The organism is Martelella sp. AMO21009 (genome assembly GCF_053484295.1).
In genome coordinates, this window is the sequence record NZ_JBAKFR010000001.1 from 391,962 (window position 1) to 410,883 (window position 18,922).

Annotated in this window: 15 protein-coding genes and 1 tRNA gene; 8 read left to right on the forward strand and 8 right to left on the reverse strand. The window is 64.6% G+C overall.

Annotated features, from left to right (window positions below; translation table 11 throughout):
- Positions 1–8 precede the first annotated feature (8 nt).
- A complete protein-coding gene (gene putA / locus V6766_RS01860) occupies positions 9–3,437 on the reverse strand; it encodes a bifunctional proline dehydrogenase/L-glutamate gamma-semialdehyde dehydrogenase PutA (RefSeq protein ID WP_448463055.1) in 3,429 nt (1,142 codons plus the stop codon).
- Positions 3,438–3,542: 105 nt separating this feature from the next.
- Here putA and V6766_RS01865 point away from each other — a divergent pair, with 105 nt between their 5' ends.
- A complete protein-coding gene (locus V6766_RS01865; RefSeq protein ID WP_448463057.1) occupies positions 3,543–4,019 on the forward strand; it encodes an Lrp/AsnC family transcriptional regulator in 477 nt (158 codons plus the stop codon).
- Between the two features lie 7 nt (positions 4,020–4,026).
- On the opposite strand, the gene V6766_RS01870 is transcribed toward V6766_RS01865, so the two are convergent.
- The gene (locus V6766_RS01870; RefSeq protein ID WP_448463059.1) at positions 4,027–5,034 is read right to left on the reverse strand and encodes a LacI family DNA-binding transcriptional regulator; all 1,008 of its coding nucleotides are present in this window, start codon (positions 5,032–5,034) and stop codon (positions 4,027–4,029) included.
- Positions 5,035–5,212: 178 nt separating this feature from the next.
- Positions 5,213–6,205, reverse strand: coding sequence for an inositol 2-dehydrogenase (gene iolG, locus V6766_RS01875; protein WP_448463061.1), 993 nt, complete (start codon positions 6,203–6,205; stop codon positions 5,213–5,215).
- A 110-nt stretch (positions 6,206–6,315) separates the two neighbouring features.
- Here iolG and V6766_RS01880 point away from each other — a divergent pair, with 110 nt between their 5' ends.
- The 6 genes from V6766_RS01880 (at position 6,316) to V6766_RS01905 (ending at position 12,992) form a co-directional block, all read left to right on the forward strand.
- Complete coding sequence (locus V6766_RS01880; protein WP_448463063.1) at positions 6,316–7,125, forward strand: MurR/RpiR family transcriptional regulator; 810 nt, start codon at positions 6,316–6,318, stop codon at positions 7,123–7,125.
- A 128-nt stretch (positions 7,126–7,253) separates the two neighbouring features.
- Positions 7,254–9,164, forward strand: a complete 1,911-nt coding sequence (locus V6766_RS01885) for a bifunctional 5-dehydro-2-deoxygluconokinase/5-dehydro-2-deoxyphosphogluconate aldolase (protein ID WP_448463065.1) — start codon at positions 7,254–7,256, stop codon at positions 9,162–9,164.
- The gene (gene iolD / locus V6766_RS01890; RefSeq protein WP_448463067.1) at positions 9,161–10,984 is read left to right on the forward strand and encodes a 3D-(3,5/4)-trihydroxycyclohexane-1,2-dione acylhydrolase (decyclizing); all 1,824 of its coding nucleotides are present in this window, start codon (positions 9,161–9,163) and stop codon (positions 10,982–10,984) included. Before V6766_RS01885 ends, iolD begins: the two co-directional genes overlap by 4 nt.
- A gap of 2 nt (positions 10,985–10,986) precedes the next feature.
- On the forward strand, positions 10,987–11,889 hold the full coding sequence (gene iolE / locus V6766_RS01895; RefSeq protein WP_448463069.1) for a myo-inosose-2 dehydratase: 903 nt from the start codon (positions 10,987–10,989) through the stop codon (positions 11,887–11,889).
- Positions 11,890–11,919: 30 nt separating this feature from the next.
- A complete protein-coding gene (gene iolB, locus V6766_RS01900) occupies positions 11,920–12,735 on the forward strand; it encodes a 5-deoxy-glucuronate isomerase (protein ID WP_448463071.1) in 816 nt (271 codons plus the stop codon).
- Between the two features lie 180 nt (positions 12,736–12,915).
- Positions 12,916–12,992: transfer RNA gene (locus tag V6766_RS01905), tRNA-Pro, on the forward strand.
- Between the two features lie 46 nt (positions 12,993–13,038).
- On the opposite strand, the gene V6766_RS01910 is transcribed toward V6766_RS01905, so the two are convergent.
- Both V6766_RS01910 and V6766_RS01915 read right to left on the reverse strand, forming a co-directional pair.
- Positions 13,039–13,695 (reverse strand): ribonuclease HII, encoded by a 657-nt coding sequence (locus tag V6766_RS01910; protein WP_448463073.1) that lies wholly within the window; start codon positions 13,693–13,695, stop codon positions 13,039–13,041.
- Positions 13,696–13,823: 128 nt separating this feature from the next.
- Positions 13,824–14,936: a PA0069 family radical SAM protein gene (locus tag V6766_RS01915; protein ID WP_448463201.1), complete on the reverse strand. Its 1,113-nt coding sequence runs from the start codon at positions 14,934–14,936 to the stop codon at positions 13,824–13,826.
- Between the two features lie 181 nt (positions 14,937–15,117).
- Between V6766_RS01915 and V6766_RS01920 the strand changes: the two genes are divergently transcribed.
- Positions 15,118–15,636 (forward strand): glycosyl transferase, encoded by a 519-nt coding sequence (locus V6766_RS01920; protein ID WP_448463075.1) that lies wholly within the window; start codon positions 15,118–15,120, stop codon positions 15,634–15,636.
- 25 nt (positions 15,637–15,661) lie between these two features.
- Here the strand turns inward: V6766_RS01920 and moaB are convergent, their stop codons facing one another.
- From moaB to V6766_RS01935, 3 genes are read right to left on the reverse strand one after another with little or no spacing between them, the layout of a single operon-like run.
- Positions 15,662–16,195, reverse strand: coding sequence for a molybdenum cofactor biosynthesis protein B (gene moaB, locus V6766_RS01925; RefSeq protein ID WP_448463077.1), 534 nt, complete (start codon positions 16,193–16,195; stop codon positions 15,662–15,664).
- Entirely contained in the window at positions 16,192–17,100 is a 909-nt protein-coding gene (locus tag V6766_RS01930) for a 4-(cytidine 5'-diphospho)-2-C-methyl-D-erythritol kinase (protein ID WP_448463079.1), read from the reverse strand. The genes moaB and V6766_RS01930 overlap by 4 nt, the downstream gene beginning before the upstream one ends.
- Positions 17,097–18,887 (reverse strand): tetratricopeptide repeat protein, encoded by a 1,791-nt coding sequence (locus tag V6766_RS01935; RefSeq protein WP_448463081.1) that lies wholly within the window; start codon positions 18,885–18,887, stop codon positions 17,097–17,099. The genes V6766_RS01930 and V6766_RS01935 overlap by 4 nt, the downstream gene beginning before the upstream one ends.
- Positions 18,888–18,922 lie beyond the last annotated feature (35 nt).

The window sequence follows — 18,922 nt, forward strand, 5'->3', positions numbered from 1 at the left end:
TTCTTGGCTCAGCTCACGCCACCGAGCAGCTTGGCGTTGCCGCCGGCCGCGGTGGTGTCGACGCAGACATGGCGTTCCTTCAGCGCATGGCCGGCATCGGGCGCGCCCGTCACCAGAGGCAGGATCGGGCCCTTGCGGCTGGCGAGCGCCTTGCGCAGCGCCCGCGCGGTCTCCTCGTCGCCCCACCAGAGAACGGCTGAGATGCCATCCAGGTCGGTAAGGCTTTCCGGCGCGATCGCGCCGGTTGCGACGGCGGGGCGTCCGCCCTGCGCGCCGACCATGATCGCCTGCCTTCTGGCAGCCTCCTTGCCCGGGCCGAGACAAAGCAGCGGCGCGCGCGGCAGGGCGGTGAGCACGTTCGATTCGCCCGTCGGTCCCGGCAGCGTGTCCCGGAACACCCGACCCGACTCGACGGCCGCGCGCGCAATTTCGTCCCTGAGTGCTGCCGGCGACATTTCCGTATCCCAGGCTTCGCCGGCGCTCTCGGCCGTGTGCCTGCGGAAGCGGTCGAGATAGCGCGGGCCGCCCGCCTTCGGGCCGGTGCCGGACAGGCCTTCGCCGCCGAAGGGCTGGCTGCCGACGATCGCGCCGATCTGGTTGCGGTTGATGTAGATATTGCCGGCCTGGATGCGGTCGGAAACGTGCTGCACCCGGTCGTCGATGCGGGTCTGGAGGCCGAAGGTCAGGCCATAGCCGGAGCCGTTGATCGCATCGATCACCGAATCGATCTCGTCCGCCTCGAAGGTTGCGACATGCAGGACCGGGCCGAAAATCTCGCGCTCCATATCCGCAATGCCGCCGATCCTGATCAGGGTCGGGGCGATGAAATGGCCGGTATCGGGCGTCGTGGTCGTCTTGAGGATGCGTCCCTCGTCCTCGGCGACGGCGAGATATTCGGCGATCCCCGCCTTCGCCTCGGCATCGATGACCGGGCCGACATCGGTGGAAATATGCCATGGCCGCCCGATTCGGAGCGCGTCCATCGCGCCGGTCAGCATGCGCAGGAAGTGCTCGGCAATGTCTTTCTGGACATAGAGGCAGCGCAGCGCCGAGCAGCGCTGGCCGGCGGACTGGAAGGCTGACTGGACGATCGCCGCGACTGCCTGTTCCGGCAGTGCCGTGCTGTCGACGATCATTGCGTTGAGACCGCCGGTCTCGGCGATGAACGGCGCGCCGGGGGCGAGATTTTCCGCCATCGCGCGGTGGATAATCTGTGCGGTTTCCGTCGATCCGGTGAAGGCGACGCCGCCGACGGCCGGGTTGGAGGTCAGCGCCTTGCCGACATCGCCGGCGCCGGGCAGCAGTTGCAGCGCCGTCTCCGGCACGCCCGCCTCATGGAGAAGCTGGCAGGCGCGCCACGCGATCAGCGGCGTCTGTTCAGCGGGCTTGGCAAGCACGGCGTTGCCGGCGGCAAGGGCGGCCGCGATCTGGCCGGTGAAGATCGCCAGCGGAAAGTTCCACGGGCTGATGCAGGCAAAGACGCCAATCGGCGGCGCGCCTTCGGCCTGCCCGGCATAGTAGCGCAGGAAATCGACGGCCTCACGCAGTTCGGCAACCGCATCGGGAAGCGTCTTGCCGGCCTCGCGGGCGACCAGCGCGAAAATCTCGCCGAAATTCTGCTCGTAGAGATCGGCGGCCTTTTCCAGCACCGCGCGGCGGGTCGCGGCATCGGCCTCCCAGGGCCGTGCGGCAGCGCAGGCGGCGTCAACCGTTTCAGTCGAAGCCCAGGTCACCGTTCCGACGACGTCGTGCTGGCGCGCCGGATTGTTTATCTCCGCCGTCTGGCCGGAAGGCGCTTCGCCGGCAATAATCGGTCCGGCCTGCCAGCGATGGCTTTCGAAACGGCCGCGGGCCTCGTCGATCATCGCCAGCGTCGGCCGGTGGGCGAGGTCGAAGCCGGTGGAGTTCCGGCGTTCCGGCGCAAACAGGGTCGTGCCGGTGCGAAGCTTCGTCGGCTTCACCTTGTCGAACGGATCGGCGGCGACCGTTTCCGGCGGCACGTCCTCATCGACGATCTGGTTGACGAAGGAGGAGTTGGCGCCGTTTTCAAGCAGGCGGCGAACGAGATAGGCTAGAAGATCGCGATGCGCGCCAACGGGCGCGTAGATCCGGCAATGGGTGTCGTGGCGCTCCTTCAGGATCGAGTGCAGCGCCTCGCCCATACCGTGAAGGCGCTGGAACTCCCAGGCCTGGTTGTCGCCGGCCATATCCAGGATCGCGGCGCAGCTATGGGCGTTGTGGGTTGCGAATTGCGGATATATCCGGTCGGTCATGCCGAGCAGCTTGCGGGCATTGGCGATGTAGGAAATGTCGGTGGCGGGCTTGGCGGTGAACACCGGGAAGCTGTCGATGCCTTCCACCTGGGCGAGCTTGATCTCGGTGTCCCAATAGGCGCCCTTGACGAGCCGTACCATGATCTTGCGATCGAGCCGGGTCGCAAGGTCGTAAAGCCAGTCGATGGTCGGCCCGGCGCGCTTGCCATAGGCCTGCACCACCACGCCGAACCCGTCCCAGCCGGCAAGCGACGGCTCGGAAAGCACGGCCTCGATCACGTCCAGCGACAGGCTCAGGCGATTGGCTTCCTCGGCGTCGATATTGAGCCCGATGCCGGCGGAGCGGGCGAGCTGGGCGAGCGTGCGCAGGCGCGGCACGACATGGTCCATCACCGTGTCGTGCTGGGCTTCCTCATAGCGCGGATGGAGCGCTGAAAGCTTGACGGAAATGCCGGGATTGTTGCGAATATCGTCGGCGGTCGCGGCCTCGGAGATCGCGCCGATCGCCCGGGAATAAGCGAGGTGGTAGCGCTTGGCATCACCTTCAGTGCGGGCGGCCTCGCCCAGCATGTCGTAGCTGTAGGTGTAGCCTTTCGCCTCCATGTTGGAGGCCCGTTTCAGCGCCGCGTTGATCGTCTCGCCGAGCACGAACTGCGAGCCCATCTCGCGCATCGCGCGGCCGACGGCGGTGCGGATCACCGGCTCGCCGAGGCGCTTGACCGCGCCGCGCAGCGTGCTGACCACGCCCTTGTTGTCTTCCTTGAGAACCCGGCCGGTCAGCATCAGCGCCCAGGTCGAGGCGTTGACCAGTGGCGAGGTGGAATGGCCCATATGGCGACCCCAGTCCGACGGCGCGATCTTGTCTTCGATCAGCGCGTCGATGGTTTCGGCATCCGGCACCCGAAGCAGCGCTTCGGCCAGGCACATCAGCGCGATGCCCTCATCGGTGGAGAGGCCATATTCGGCGAGGAACACCTCCATCATGCCGGGCTTGGCGTGGCTGCGGATCGCGCGCACCAGATCGGCCGCGTTTTCCGAAATGCGGGCGCGATCCTCGGCGGAGAGCCGGGCCTCATCGCGGAGCCGGTCGATCAGCTGCGATTCGTCGGCGTAGGTGCCCGCGTCGATAGCGTTGCGCAGGTCTGCCTCAGTGTTTTCTGTCATGACAATTCCCTCTGGATTACCCTATTATAATCGGTAGACGGCAGGCGTTTTGCCTGATTGATGAGAAAGATATTGCCGTTTTGACTGAATTTGAGGAGTTTTTCAGTGAATGAGTCTAGTGCCGATCTCGACCGATTCGACCGCGCCATCATGAGCACGCTGGCCGAGAACGGCCGCATTTCGATCACCGATCTCGCCAAGCGCATAGGCCTGTCGAAATCGCCCACCCAGGCGCGGGTGCGCCATCTGGAGGAGGCGGGCATCATCAGGGGCTATCGCGCCATTCTCGATCCCATTCAACTGGGTCTCGACTATGTCGCCTTTGTCGAGGTGAAGCTGTCGGATACGCGTGAAAAGGCGCTGTCGGAATTCAACAAGGCGGTGGTCGGGCTCGTGGAGGTCGAGCAGGTGCACATGATCGCGGGACGCTTTGATTACCTGCTGAAAATCCGCACCGCCTCGATGCGCTCCTATCGCCGGGTGCTGGCCGAGCGGATTTCGACGCTGCCGCATGTGGCTTCGACCTCGACCTATATGGCTATGCAGTCGATCAAGGAAAACGGGATAGCCGAGGATGGCTGACAGCGCTCTATCCGCCGCGGATCGACGACCGCCACACGAGTTCGGCATGCAGCGTCACGGTCGGTTCGGCAGCGGGCGCGGAGAGCGGCGCGGAGAGCCAGTCGACCGCCTGTTGGGCGATCTGGTCCACCGGCTGGTCGAAGGTGGTGAGATCATAGGATTCCCAGCCGGCCTGCTCGATATTGTCGAAGCCCGCGACGCAAAGCTGATCGGGGATCGACAGCGAAAACTGGTTGCGCGCGGCATCCATGAAGCCGCAGGCGAGCAGGTCGGTGGCGCAGAACACACCGTCCGGCCGGTCCTTTCGGGTGAGCAGGCGCTGGGCGAGTGTGAGGCCTGAAGCATAGGCCGTCTGACCGTAGCGTTCGACGATCACCTCGATGCCCTCGGCCTGCCCCGCGGCGAGGAAACCGCGTTCGCGCGCCAACAGGCTCGGCGTCATCGAGGCCGAATTGGCGAAGGCGAGGCGGCGGCAGCCGGCGCGCAAAAAGGCGGTCAGGATCCGCCGCGCTGCCTCGTCATTGTCGAAATTGATCCTGAGAGGCCCTTCCTGATCGTCATCGCGGTTGATCAGCACCAGACGCTGGCCGTTGCGCAGACAGAGCTGGACGATCGACTTGTCCGGCAGGCCCGAGAGAATGATGGAGGCATCCGCCCGGTAGCTGATCGCCTGGCGCAAAGCCTTGTCGGCGCTGCCATCGGAACGGTCGGTGTTGACCAGCATGGCGATCTTGCCGCGATCCTGCAGCTTCTGGGTAATGGCGCTGACCAGCGCAGAGCGATAGGGGGTCGCGACCTCGGAGGCGATCAGGCAGACGATTCCGCTTTCATTGCGCATCAGGCCGCGGGCGAGATGGTTGACGTGGTAGCCAAGCTCCTCGGCGGCGGCCATCACCTTGCGGCGCGTTTCCGCCGAGACGCTGGCACCCGGCGTGAAGGTGCGCGAGACGGCGGAGCGGGAAACACCGGCGCGGCGAGCGACTTCCTGCGCGCTGACAAATTCTTTCTCGGCCATCATTCCCCCTCGACAACCTCATTTTGCTTTGGAATGCACTGTTGTGCAACAAAGCCTTTATGAAGTTTTTGCGACAGAGCGTTGACTTTCGAGAGTGGCCAAAGCGCATGGTGCACGCCTTTGCAGCGACGTGCGCTGTATTCCCTCTTCGATGTCGGCAGCGCGGAGCGTCCGGCGTTCAGCCGACCGCGATCGTCTTCTTCTCCTTCACCGCCCGCACGGCCGCATCCGCCAGCGCCAGCGCCATCAGGCCATCCTCGATCGAGGGGGAGGGGGCCGTGCCGTTTTCGATGCTGTCGATGAAGGCGGAGATTTCGGCGGCATAGGCTGCGGTGTAGCGGGTCATGAAGAAATCATGCAGCGGCGGGCGGGTGTAGCCGTCCTTGTTGGCGATCTCGATCGAGACCGGGCGCTGGTTTTCGGCCGCCACCGCGCCGAGCGAGCCCAGCACCTCGATGCGCTGGTCATAACCATAGGCCGCGCGGCGCGAATTCGAGATCACGCACTGGCGGCCGCTTGCGGTCGAGAGTACGAGGCTCGCGCTGTCGTAATCGCCAAGCTTGCCGATTTCCGGGTTCACCAGCACGGATGCGGTGCCGGAAACGGTGGCGATCTCCTCGCCGAGCAGAAAGCGGGCCATGTCGAAATCATGGATGGTCATGTCGCGGAACATGCCGCCGGAGACCTTGATATATTCCGCCGGCGGCGGGCCGGGGTCGCGGCTCACGATCGTCACCATCTCGACATCGCCGATCCGGCCGTCATCGATCGCCTTGCGCACCGCCAGGAAATGCGGATCGAAGCGGCGATTGAAGCCGAGCATCACGCGCCCGCCCACCTCTCTCACCACGTCGGCGCAGGCGCGGGCGCGGGCGACATCGAGATCCACCGGCTTTTCGCAGAAAATCGCCTTGCCGGCGCGGGCGAAGCGCTCGATCAGGTCGGCGTGGGTGTTGGTGGGGGTGCAGATGATCACCGCGTCGATGCTGCCATCGGCCTCGATCGCGTCGATCGTCATCACCTTCGCGCCGGACGCCTCGGCGATTGCGGCGGCGGCCGGCGCCATCGCGTCGGCGACCGCAACCAGTCGGGCGCGCTTGTCCTCGGCGATCGCCTTTGCGTGTACCTTGCCGATGCGGCCTGCGCCCAGAAGCGCTATCGTCGTGACCATGTTATCCTCCCGGTGAGCGTCGCCGGGGCGGCGACAATCTTGTTGGAATATATATTCCATTTTGCTAGTTTGTAGCATGGTTCATGTCAATATCATTTAGAGGGGAACGCATGACGGCGCCGGCCACGATCAGGGAATTCGAGGAACGGCTGGCGGATCTCGCCGGCACAATGCCCAAGAGGCTGCGCCAATGCGCGGATTTCGTGGCCGCCAACCAGGACAGGATCGCGGTGTCGACCGTGGCGGAAATGGCCGAAGGCGCGGGCGTACAGCCCTCGGCCTTCATGCGGTTCTGCCAGATCATCGGCTTTTCCGGCTTTTCGGAGATGCAGAAACTGTTTCGCGATTCCTATGTCGGCGGCTGGCCGGACTATCGCACCCGGCTCAAGCATCTGCGCGAGACGGCGGCTGGAAGCCCGGTGGCGCTGCTTGCCGAATTTACCGATGCGGGGCGGACCTCGCTGGAAGGTCTGCTCAAGACGGTGGAGCCGGCGGAGCTCGAGAAGTCGGTGCGGCTGCTTTCCGAAGCGAAGATGATCCACATTATCGGCCTCAGGCGGGCGTTTTCGGTGGCGACCTATATCGCCTATGCCTTCGAGCGGATGAATGTGCCCGCCATGCTGCACGGCGCTGTCGGCGGGCTTGCCAATTATCAGGCCGTGCGGCCCGGCGATGTCGTGATCGCCATCAGTTTCGCGCCCTATACCGCCGAGACGGTGGCCTTCGCCGAACAGGCGGCGGAAAATGATATTCCCGTGGTCGGCATTACAGATACCGTCGTGAGCCCGCTGCGCCCGTTTTCCGCCGCCACGCTTTCGGTCACAGAGGTCGATTTCGGGGCCTTCCGTTCGCTCTCCGCCACGCTCGGTCTGGCCATCGCCTTGACGGTCGCCGTCGGCGCGGCGCGCAATGGTTCGTGAGCCTTGAAATCCGAATAATTTTATTGAAACAAAGAAAAATAGAATTTATAATCCAAAATTGAAATCGACAGACGCCGCGAATCCGCGCGGCGCATAGGCCGGCGAACGTGTCCGGCAGGGAGGCATCATTGTCGTCACTTGACCTGATCACCATCGGCCGGTCGTCGGTCGATCTTTACGGCGCGCAGGTTGGCGGGCGGCTGGAGGACATGGCCTCCTTCAACAAATATATCGGCGGTTCTCCCACGAACATCGCCGCGGGCACGGCCCGCCTCGGCCTCAAGTCCGGCCTGCTGACCCGCGTTGGCGACGAGCATATGGGCCGCTTCATCCGCGAGCAGCTTGTGCGCGAGGGCGTCGACGTGCGCGGCGTCAAGACGGATCCGGAGCGGCTGACGGCGCTGGTGCTTCTCGGCATTCGCGATCAGGAACAGTTTCCGCTGATCTTCTACCGCGAAAACTGCGCCGACATGGCGCTTTCGGAAGACGATATCGACCCCGCCTATATCGCCGAGGCGCGCTGCGTCTGCGCCACCGGCACCCATCTTTCCCATCCCCGCACCGAGGCCGCCGTGCTGAAGGCGCTCCGGCTGGCGCGCGAAAACGGCGCGCGGACCGCGCTCGACATCGACTACCGCCCCAATCTCTGGGGGCTTGCCGGCCACGGCGCGGGCGAAAGCCGGTTCATCGAGTCCGAGGCCGTCACCGCCAAGCTGCAATCCACGCTCGACCTGTTCGATCTGATCGTCGGCACGGAAGAGGAATTCCATATCGCCGGCGGCAGCACCGATACGCTCGCGGCGCTGAAGGCCGTGCGGAAGGTCTCGAAGGCGACGCTGGTGTGCAAGCGCGGGCCGATGGGCGCGGTGGTGTTTGATGGCGACATCCCCGCGAGCCTCGATGACGGTCAGACCGGCGAAGGTTTCCCGATCGAGGTGTTCAACGTGCTCGGCGCCGGCGACGGCTTCATGTCCGGCCTGTTGAAGGGGTGGCTTTCGGGCGAGGACTGGCCGACAAGCCTGAAATACGCCAATGCCTGCGGGGCGTTCGCGGTCTCGCGCCACGGCTGCACGCCGGCTTACCCCAGCTGGGAGGAGCTGCAGTATTTCTTCCGAACCGGCATTCGCGACAAGGCGCTGCGCAAGGACAAGGCGCTGGAGCAGGTGCACTGGTCGACAAACCGCACGGGCGAGTGGCCGGAAATGCGCGTCTTCGCCTTTGATCACCGCATCCAGCTTGAGGAAATGGCGGACGAGGCGGGCGTTGCGCATGACAGGATCGGCCCGTTCAAGGAACTCTGCCTGAAGGCCGCGCTTCGGGTCGCCGATGGCCGGCCGGGTTACGGCATTCTCTGCGATGGCCGGCTGGGGCGCGACGCGCTCTACAGCGCCACCGGAACGGGGCTCTGGATCGGTCGCCCGGTGGAGCTGCCCGGCTCCCGCCCGCTTGAGACCGAGGCCGAGATCGGCCCGGATTTCGGCGGGCTTGGCGAATGGCCGGTCGACAATGTCGTGAAGGTGCTCTGCTTTTACCACCCGGATGATGACGCCGCCATGCGGGCCGGGCAGGAGGCGACGGTGTCGCGTCTGTTTTCCGCAGCGCGCCGCAACGGGCTGGAATTCCTGCTGGAGGTGATCCCTTCCAAGGTCGCCCCAATCGATGACGACACGACGGCCGCCATCATCAACCGCTTCTATGAGATCGGCGTCTATCCCGACTGGTGGAAGCTGGAGCCGATGAAATCGGCAGAGGCCTGGGAAAAGGCCTGTTCCGCAATCACCGGCCATGACCCCTATGTGCGCGGCATTGTCGTGCTGGGGCTCGATGCGCCGGCTGCCGAACTGGAGGAAAGCTTCGCCACGGCGGCAAAATTCGACCTGGTCAAGGGCTTTGCCGTCGGCCGCACCATATTCGGGGAAACCGCCCGCAAATGGCTCGCGGGCCGCATTGACGACGAAACGGCGATTGCCGAAATGACCGAGAAATACCGCAGTCTCGCCGCAGTCTGGGACCGCGCGCGCAAGGAGAATGCAGCATGACAACCATCCGGCTTACAGCGGCGCAGGCGACGGTGCGCTATCTCGCAAACCAGTATAACGAGGATGGCGAACCCTTTATCGCCGGCGTCTGGGCGATCTTCGGCCACGGCAATGTCGCGGGCCTTGGCGAGGCGCTTTACGGCATGCGCGAAACGCTGCCGACCTATCGTGGCCAGAACGAGCAGACCATGGCCCATGCCGCGATCGCCTATGCCAAGCAGCTGCGGCGCAGGCGGGCGATGGCGGTCACCTCCTCCATCGGCCCGGGCGCGCTCAACATGGTCACGGCCGCCGCCCTTGCTCATGTCAACCGCCTGCCGGTGCTGTTGCTGCCGAGCGATGTCTTCGCCAATCGCGGCCCCGATCCGGTGCTCCAGCAGCTTGAGGATTTCGGCGACGGCACCATGACCGTCAATGACTGCTTCCGACCGGTGAGCCGCTATTTCGACCGCATCATGCGTCCCGAACAGCTGATCACCGCGCTGCCGCGCGCCATGCGGGTGCTGACCGATCCCGCAGAATGCGGACCGGTGACGCTGTCGATCTGCCAGGATGTGCAGGCGGAGGCCTATGATTTTCCCGAGAAACTGTTCGAGAAGAAAGTCTGGCGCCAGCGCCGCCCCGAGCCGGACGAGGCCGAATTCGCTGCGGCGGTCGATGCGATCAAGGCGGCCAAGAACCCGGTCATTGTCGCCGGCGGCGGGGTTCATTTTTCCGGTGCGACCGAAACGCTTGCCAAATTCGCCGAGCGGCATTGCATTCCCGTGGTCGAGACGCAGGCCGGCAAATCCGCGCTCGCCTGGGACCATGAGCTGAATTTCGGCGCGGTCGGCGTCACCGGGACGGCAAGCGCCAATTCGGTTGCCGAAAAGGCCGATCTGGTGATCGGCGTCGGCACGCGGTTTCAGGATTTCACCACCGGCTCGTGGTCGCTGTTCAGCAATCCCGAACGCCGGATCCTGGCGCTCAACGTGCAGCCCTTCGACAGTGCCAAGCACGACGCCATCCCGCTGGTGGCCGATGCCCGCGTCGGGCTCGAAAAGCTGAGCGCGGCGCTGGGCGACAAACGCTTTGCGGCACCCGACGCGAAGCTGAAGGCGGAATGGTTTGCTAGGGCCGACGCTTATACCGCCAAGCCGGTGGACACCAACGCGCTGCCGACCGACATGCAGGTGATCGGCTCGGTCCAGCGCGCGGCGCGCGACAACACCGTGGTGATGTGCGCCGCCGGCACCATGCCGGGCGAACTGCACCAGCTGTGGAAGGCGAAGCTGCCGCTCTCCTACCACATGGAATACGGCTTCTCGACCATGGGCTACGAGATCGCCGGCGGGCTCGGCATCAAGATGGCTGAGCCGGAGCGCGACGTGATCGTCATGGTCGGTGATGGTTCCTACATGATGGCGAATTCCGAGCTCGCAAGCGCCGTCGCCATGGGCGTCAAGATCACCCTCGTGATCACCGACAATCGCGGCTATGGCTGCATCAACCGGCTGCAGATGGCGACCGGCGGGGCGGAGTTCAACAATCTCTATGCCCACGCCAACCACGAAAACCCGATCGCCATCGATTTCGCCGCTCATGCGGCGGCGATGGGCGCGAACGCCACCAAGGTCGCCTCGATCGCCGAGCTTGACGAGGCGCTGGCAGCGGCGCGCGAGGCAGACGCGGTGACCGTGATCGTGATCGACACCGACCCCTATCCGACGCCGGATGAAGGCGGCTACTGGTGGGATGTGGCGGTTCCGGAAGTCTCCGAACGGAGCGAAGTCAACGAAGCGCGCGCCGGTTATGAGGCCGCGCTCAAGAAGAGAAGCTGAGCATGATCCTTTACGGCACAAATCCGATTGCCTGGACCAATGACGACGACCGCAGCCTCGGCGCCCATATCAGCCTCGAGCAATGCCTGGACGAGACCGCCAAGATCGGTTTCGACGGCATCGAGAAGGGCCACAAGTTTCCGCAGGACCCCGAGGGCCTGAAAGCGGTGCTGGAGCCGCGCGGCCTGAAATATGTGTCCGGCTGGCACTCGCTCAACCTACTCGAAAATTCGGTCGAGGATGAGAAGAAGGCGATGCAGCCGGCGCTCGATCTGCTGAAGGCCATGGGCGCGAAGGTCATCATCGTCTGCGAGACCTCGAACGCCATCCATGGCGATGACGCAATACCCGTCAACGACCGGCCGACGCTTGCCGACGGCGAGTGGCCCGCGTTTGGCGCGGGCGTCGAGGCGCTGGCGCAATATGCTGCCGATCAGGGCATTGCGCTGGTCTACCACCACCATATGGGCACGATCGTCGAGACCGAGGACGAGATCGACCGGCTGATGGAGACCACCGGACCTGCGGCGAAGCTGCTGCTCGATACCGGCCATTGCCTGTTCGGCGGCGGCGATCCGGAGCGGTTGGCGTCGAAACATATCGGTCGCGTCGGCCATATCCATGCCAAGAACGTCCGGCCCGCGATTGCCGAGCAGGTTCGCGGCGAAAATCTCTCCTTCCTCGAAGGCGTGCGCCGCGGCGTGTTCACCGTGCCGGGCGATGCCGAGGGCGGCGTCGATTTCGAACCCGTGCTGAAGCTTGCCGCCGATGCCGGCTATCAGGGCTGGCTGGTGATCGAGGCCGAGCAGGATCCGGATGTGCGCAACCCCTTCGAATATCAGTCGCTTGGGCTGAAAAGCCTGAAGGCGATGGCGAAGGCGGCGGGTCTCGACACCGCCGCCTGAGGCTGAAGACAGAAAAAGGGAAAGCAAGCGATGAGCGATCTTCTCAGAAAACCGACGGCAACGTCCGGCAAGGTGCACGACATCACGCCGGAAACCGCGAACTGGGGCTATGTCGGCTTCGGGCTCTACCGCCTGAAGCCCGGCGAGAGCGCTAGCGAGCACACTGGCGACACCGAGGTTATCCTGGTGCTCGTCGAGGGCAAGGCCGAAATTGGCTCTGGCGAAGTGTCATTTGGCGAACTCGGCGAGCGCATGAGCGTGTTCGAGCGCCTGCCGCCGCATTGCGTCTACATTCCCGCAGGAGCCGAATGGTCGGCCACCGCCACGACTGAGTGCACGCTCGCCGTTTGCACCGCCCCGGCAAAGCCCGGTCGTGAAGCGCAGGTGATCGGCCCGGCAGGCATTGCGCTGACCGAACGCGGCAAGGGCGCGAACACGCGTTACATCTTTCCGATCGCGATGGAAGAGCGCGATGTCGCCGATAGCCTGCTGGTGACGGAAGTGTTCACGCCTTCCGGCAACTGGTCCTCCTATCCGCCGCACCGCCATGACGAGGATCGCTTTCCCGAGATGACCTATCTGGAGGAAAGCTATTACCACCGGCTGAACCCGGCCCAGGGCTTCGCCTTCCAGCGGGTGTTCACCGAGGACGGTTCGCTGGACGAGACCATGGCAGTGTCGGATGGCGATGTGGTGCTGGTGCCCAAGGGGCATCACCCCTGCGGCGCGCCCTATGGCTATGAGCTCTACTATCTCAACGTCATGGCCGGGCCGCTGCGCAAGTGGCGATTCGAAAACCACCCGGATCACGACTGGATTTTTCAGCGGGACGCCAAATCCGGCTGAATTTAGCCCCCTTCTGGAAAGGCGATCGGCGACGTTTTTAGAGTGGATTTTGCCGAACCGCGCCGCCGTTTTCAGGGCTGAAGTTCCCCGGCGGTTCATTACCTTACGCCTCGCGTCAAAAAAATGTCGCGGGGCGCTTGCCGAAGCAGGCAGGCTGTTTTATAGAGCAGCCGCTGGTCACGGAGTGTAGCGCAGCCTGGTAGCGCACCTCGTTCGGGACGAGGGGGTCGCAAGTTCGAATCTTGCCACTCCGACCATCGCAATTTCCCGAAAAATTCCTGAAAAATTTGCGCCTTGAGGCCGCTATTCGACTTCGCGCAGAGGGCGGAAGCTCATGCGGTGAAGCGGGCAGGGGCCGGTGTCGATGATTGCCGCGCGATGGACCGCTGTGCCATAGCCGACATGGCCGTCAAATCCATAGGCGGGATAGATGGTCGCGGCCTGCGCCATCATCCGGTCGCGGGTGACCTTGGCGACGATCGAGGCGGCGGCGATCGATAGCGAGCGGGCATCGCCCTTGATCACGGCTTCAGCGCGGCACGGGATTCCGGGCGGCTGATCGCGGCCATCGGCAAGCACCAGGGCCGGCGGGAGCGCAAGGCCGAGCACGGCGCGCCGCATCGCATCGAGCGAGGCTCTCAAGATGTTGATGCGGTCGATCCGGCCGGGACTGCTGGAGGCGACCGAGACCAGCGCTGTATCGAAGATCGCCTCAAACAGGGCCTCGCGGGCCTTTGCCGTGAGCTTCTTCGAATCGTTTAGGCCTGCGGGAATATTCTCGGGGTCGAGGATGACGGCAGCGGCCACCACCGGGCCGGCAAGCGGGCCACGGCCCGCCTCGTCGCAGCCGGCCACGGGCCATAACCCGCGCAAACGCGCCGCGCTTTCCAGCGAAAAATCAGGCACTGCCGGTGGCAGATCGAAAAGGGCAGGAGAATCGGAAGGAAGCGCGGATGACATGGTGTCATTTCACACCGCCTTCCGATCTCCCGCAAGTCCCCTTCGGAGCAATTCTGAAAACTGCTCATGTGCGGCAGTGAAGGGGACTTCCTCGGCCGGGTCCAAGGGCTTTCCCGGCCGGAAAGGGATCAGAACAGGTTGAGCTGCGCCCCGCCGCCATCGGGCGGGGTGAACAGGTCTTCCCTCAGCGCCATGCTGCGGCGGGTGAGCTTAAGCCGCTTGACCGCCATTTCGAAGCGGCGGGCGATCTGCCAGGCATAGGGCCCGCTGCCCTTCATCCGCTTGCCGAATTCGGCATCATAATCCTTGCCGCCGCGCATCGAGCGGATCAGGCTCATGACGTGGCGATAGCGGTCCGGATGGTTTTCCAGTAGCCAGTCCTTGAACAGCGGCGCGACCTCGAGCGGCAGGCGCAGCAGAATATAGCTCGCCTCGCTCGCCCCGGCGGCAGCACCGCTGTCGAGAATGCGCTCCAGTTCGTGATCCGTCAGCACCGGTATGATCGGCGCCACGGAAATGCCGACGGGTATGCCGGCGCCGGCAAGCGCGCGGATCGTCTCCAGCCGGCGCGGCGGCGTGGCGGCGCGCGGCTCCATGCTGCGAGAAAGCTTGCGGTCGAGCGTGGTCACCGACATCGAAACCTTGACCAGATGCTTTTCCGCCATCGGCGACAGGATATCGATATCGCGCAGGATCAGCGCGGATTTGGTGGTGATGGAAACCGGATGATTGGCATCGGCAAGCACCTCCAGCACCTGGCGCATGATCCGCCATTCCTTCTCCACCGGCTGATAGGGATCGGTATTGGTGCCGATCGCGATGGTCTTCGCATGATAGCCCGGCTTGGAAAGCTCGCGGGCAAGCTGGCGCGGCGCATCGGGCTTTGCGAACAGCCGGGTCTCGAAATCGAGCCCGGCGGAGAGCCCCATGAAGCCATGGGTGGGTCGTGCGAAGCAGTAGATGCAGCCATGCTCGCAGCCGCGATAGGGATTGATCGAGCGTTCGAACGGCACGTCCGGCGAGGTGTTGCGGGTGATGATCGACTTCACCTTTTCGACCTGCACCTCGGTGGAAAAGGCCGGAAGGTCTTCCTCCAGATGCCAGCCGTCGTCGAAGCGCTCCCGGCTCACCGGCTCGAACCGGCCGGCAGGGTTGGCGGTCGCCGCGCGGCCGCGCCTGCGACCGGTCTCGACCGGCTCGAACTGTCGGGTCGGAGGCGGCGTGAAGCCGGCGATGTCCATATCGAAAGCGTCTTCCATGATCATCTCCCGTCTGTTGCGCCGACGGATCTTCGTGTCCGTTCGCAACACTGAGGGAAAATATAGGTTAACTTTTAGAACAAAGCAAGAACATATGGCGTGCCTTCCGTTCACATGGGCCTTGGCCCTTGGCAAGAGCCCTGCAAATTGCCTAAATAACGGCATGTTAAGCGTTCTGATCGAAAGCAGAAATCAGGAGGCCGAGCTTGCGCACACGCTCTCGGCTCTGGTGGCGGGCGCCGTCGAGGGGCTTGTCAGCGATGTCATTGTTCTCGAACACGGCGGCGGCGAGGGCGTCGAACGCGTGGCCGATGCCGCCGGTTGCCGGTTCATGCGGAGCTGGGATCTGACTGAGGTCATCCGCCAGTCGCGCGGCGACTGGGTGCTTGTGCTGGAGCCGGGCGCGCGGCCGCTTTCCGGCTGGGTCGAATCGGTATCGGAGCATATCGCTCTGGAAAACAGGCCGGCGCGGTTCTCGCGGTCAAAGCGGCATCGCCGTTCGCTCTCGCAAAGGCTTTTCGCGAAACGTTGCCCGCTGGAAGTCGGCGTGCTTCTGCCCAAGCCGATGGCGCTGGAAAAGGCGAGCGCCGGAGGCGATTCGCCGTTCATGCTCGCCCGCCGGCAGGTGACGCGGCGGCTCTCCTGCGAGATCATTCCGGCCTGGGCGATGATCCGGACCTGATCCGAGCCAAGCGCGACGACGGCGTTTACGGGTTCCGCTTCAGGTGCTCATCGAGCCGGGGCATGATTTCCACGAAATTGCAGGGCATGTGGCGATAGTCGAACTGCTGGGCGATGATCCCGTCCCAGCCATCCTTGCAGGCGCCGGGCGAGCCCGGCAGCACGAACACGAAGGTCTTTCCCACAAGCCCGGCGGTTGCGCGCGACTGCACCGTCGATGTGCCGATCTTCTCGAACGAAATGCGATGGAAGATCGCGGAAAAGCCGTCCATGCGCTTGTCGAACAGCGGCTCGATCGCCTCCGGCGTCACATCGCGGCCGGTAAAGCCGGTTCCGCCGGTGGTCACCACCACATCGATCCCGTCATCGTCGCACCAGGCTTTTACCGTCTTGGCGATCGCAGCCCGGTCGTCGCCGACGATGCGACGATCGGCCAGAACATGGCCCGCGGTCTCGATCCGCGCGGCCAGCGTGTCGCCGGAGCGGTCGTCGGCCATCGTCCTGCTGTCGGATACGGTGAGCACGGCAAAGCGCACGGGAATGAAGGGGCGGTCGCTCATGCGGTATCTCCTGGGGAAATTGTGGGCGTGGCAACGACGAACCAGTCGGGATAGGCCGCCGCAAGGCTCGCGGCCGCTTTCTCGGCGGTTTGAAGATCCGGGTAGAACCCGAAACAGGTCGCGCCCGATCCCGACATGCGCACAAGCACGGCGTCGGTCGCCGAAAGCGCATCGATAACGGCATGGATCACCGGCGCGATCCGGCTTGCGGGAAGCTGGAGATCGTTGCGGGCGCGCTTGATGAGGCCGAGCCAGTCCTCTGCCCGTCGCGGCATGGCGGCGTCGGAGAGGATGGGCGGATTGTCGCGCTGTTCGAGCGCCGCGAAAACGGCTGGCGTCGCCACTTCCTGCAACGGGTTCACGAGCACGAGGAAGAGCGTGGGGAAATCCCTCGCAGGCGTTAACGCCTCGCCGATCCCCCGGGCAAACAGCGGCTTTCCGGCAAGACACATCGGCACGTCGGCGCCAAGCGAAAGCGCGAGCGGCGTGGGTATTTCGCCTGGCAGCCGCCAGAACCGCGCAAGGCCGCGCAGGGTCGCGGCGGCATCTGCCGAGCCGCCGCCGATGCCGGAGGCGGGCGGCAACCGCTTTTCCAGATGGATATGCACAGGCGTCGCCGAAAGCCCTTCTGCCTCGGCATGTTCCCGCAACAGGTTGCGCGCCTTCAGCACCAGATTGCCGCGATCCGGATCGTCACCGCGCGGCACGGCGTCGGCAAACCGGCCGGAAAGCGTGAACCGGTCGGCGTCTGCCGCGGTAAAGGTCAGCCGGTCGCCGAAGGCGGCGAAGGTCACCAGCGTGTCGAGCAGGTGGTAGCCATCGCCGCGTCGGCCGGTGACATGAAGCGCAAGGTTGATCTTGGCGCGAGCCTCGGCCTGCAAGGCCGCGCCGCCGGCCGTGGTCACGGCGTCTTGACGGCGTCTCCGTCTCCCTCTGCCGCCCGGGCGAGCGGCTTCTCGTCGTCTTCAAGCGTCAGTCCGTTGGCGATCTTGTCGTTGAGTTCGGGCACCAGATCCTCCGGCGGATCGTCAGAAAGCGCCTTCTTCCACTGGTAGATCGCTTCGAGCTTGCGGCCGACCTGCCAATAAGCATCGCCGAGATGGGCGTTGATCGTCGGGTCGCCGGTATCGAGCACCACCGCGCGCTCAAGCTCGCGCACCGCGTCGTCATAGCGTCCGAGCCGGAAATAGGCCCAACCGAGCGAATCGACGATGTAGCCGTCATCGGGGCGCTGATCGACGGCCTGCTGAATCAGGTCGAGACCTTCCTCCAGGTTGATGCCCTGATCGATCCAGGAATAGCCGAGATAGTTCAGCACCTGCGGCTGGTTGGGATAGAGCTCGAGCGCCCGCTTGAAATCGGGCTCGGCCTTGTCCCACTCCTTCAGCCGCTCATAGGCGATGCCCCGGCGGTAGAAAATGCCCCAGTCCTCCGCCGACGCGACCGGACCGATGCGCGCCACCGCCTGGTCCAGCAGATCGGCCATCGCCTGGAAATCCTTTTGCTCCGAATAGACGCCCGACAGCGCCAGATAGGCGCGGCGGTCATCCGGCGCTTCTTCGATCAGCGCGGTCAGGTGGTCGCGCGCCTCGTCAAAGCGATCGAGGCCGGCAAGCGCAAGCCCTTGCTGCAGTTCGGCGAGACGATATTGCGGGGCATCCTCGGGAATGCGGGAGAAATAGTCAAGCGCGCGCTCCGGCTCGTCATTGGCGGCGGCAACCACGCCGCGCAGGTAAAGCACGTCGGAATCATCCGGCGTCAGCGCCTCGGCGAGCGCCAGATAGAGCGTAACAATGTCATCGCTGCCGCCCTGGTTGAGCGCCGCCGCGACTTCGAACAGGGCGCCGCTGGCGCCTTCGGCCGCGGTTTCCGGCAGCGACTGGATTGGCTCGCCGGCCTCGATGCGTTCGCGCACCGGGTTGAGCACAGCCGGGTTGAGGCCGTAAGTCTCCGCCGTCGAGACCGTATCGAGCGCCTTGCGGGTCTTGCCGGCTTCGGCCTCGATCGCCGAAAGCGCGATGACGGTCTTCAGCATCGTGTCGGGCGAGGTTGCCGAGCCCTGGCGGTCGAGCAGGGCGTCGTTGAAATAGCTACGGGCCTTGGCGGTATCGCCGGAAGCGGCAGCGATCGCGCCGGCATTGTAATTGGTGAAGAGATCGTACCAGGGCGGGCCGGAAAGTGCGTCGACCGTCTTCAGCGCTTCGTCGGTCTTACCCTCGCCATAAAGCGCCCAGGCTTGAAGCAGGCCGGCAACCAAGTCGTTGAGCGGCGCGCCGCCATAGGCTTCAAAACGGGGAATCGCTTCCGCAAAGCGGCCGTCCTGAAGGGCGGCGAGCCCCAGCGCCAGCTCGCGCACCGGAATAAGTTGCGGCTCGTCGGATGTCTTGTCCGCCTGCGCCTCGGCGGCTTTCAGATCGCCGTTGAAGATCAGGGTGACGAATAGCTGATTGTTGGTGCCGCTGTCATAAGGTTCGTGCTGCAGCGCCCGGCGGAAATAGGCGATCGCCCGTTCCAGGTCGTTGTCCACGGCAGCGGTCTGGCCGGCCAGCAACGCCCCGGCAAAACTCAACGCGCCCTGGGCATCATAGGCCGGGTCGTTCACCGTCGCGTCCTTGGCGCCCGCCGTCATCGGCAAGGCGAGCGCGGCGGCAAAAAGCATGGTTTTCAGGCGACGTTTGTTCAGGCTGGTCATCCGCTCCCTTTCATTGACGGTCGGCAGTCCGGGCG

Bases quoted from the DNA above. Each gene is read 5' to 3' on its own strand.
- putA (WP_448463055.1), bottom strand. From the start codon at position 3,437: ATGACAGAAAACACTGAGGCAGACCTGCGCAACGCTATCGACGCGGGC.
- V6766_RS01870 (WP_448463059.1), bottom strand. From the start codon at position 5,034: ATGGCCGAGAAAGAATTTGTCAGCGCGCAGGAAGTCGCTCGCCGCGCC.
- iolG (WP_448463061.1), bottom strand. From the start codon at position 6,205: ATGGTCACGACGATAGCGCTTCTGGGCGCAGGCCGCATCGGCAAGGTA.
- V6766_RS01880 (WP_448463063.1), top strand. From the start codon at position 6,316: ATGACGGCGCCGGCCACGATCAGGGAATTCGAGGAACGGCTGGCGGAT.
- iolD (WP_448463067.1), top strand. From the start codon at position 9,161: ATGACAACCATCCGGCTTACAGCGGCGCAGGCGACGGTGCGCTATCTC.
- iolE (WP_448463069.1), top strand. From the start codon at position 10,987: ATGATCCTTTACGGCACAAATCCGATTGCCTGGACCAATGACGACGAC.
- iolB (WP_448463071.1), top strand. From the start codon at position 11,920: ATGAGCGATCTTCTCAGAAAACCGACGGCAACGTCCGGCAAGGTGCAC.
- V6766_RS01910 (WP_448463073.1), bottom strand. From the start codon at position 13,695: ATGTCATCCGCGCTTCCTTCCGATTCTCCTGCCCTTTTCGATCTGCCA.
- V6766_RS01915 (WP_448463201.1), bottom strand. From the start codon at position 14,936: ATGGACATCGCCGGCTTCACGCCGCCTCCGACCCGACAGTTCGAGCCG.
- V6766_RS01920 (WP_448463075.1), top strand. From the start codon at position 15,118: ATGTTAAGCGTTCTGATCGAAAGCAGAAATCAGGAGGCCGAGCTTGCG.
- moaB (WP_448463077.1), bottom strand. From the start codon at position 16,195: ATGAGCGACCGCCCCTTCATTCCCGTGCGCTTTGCCGTGCTCACCGTA.
- V6766_RS01935 (WP_448463081.1), bottom strand. From the start codon at position 18,887: ATGACCAGCCTGAACAAACGTCGCCTGAAAACCATGCTTTTTGCCGCC.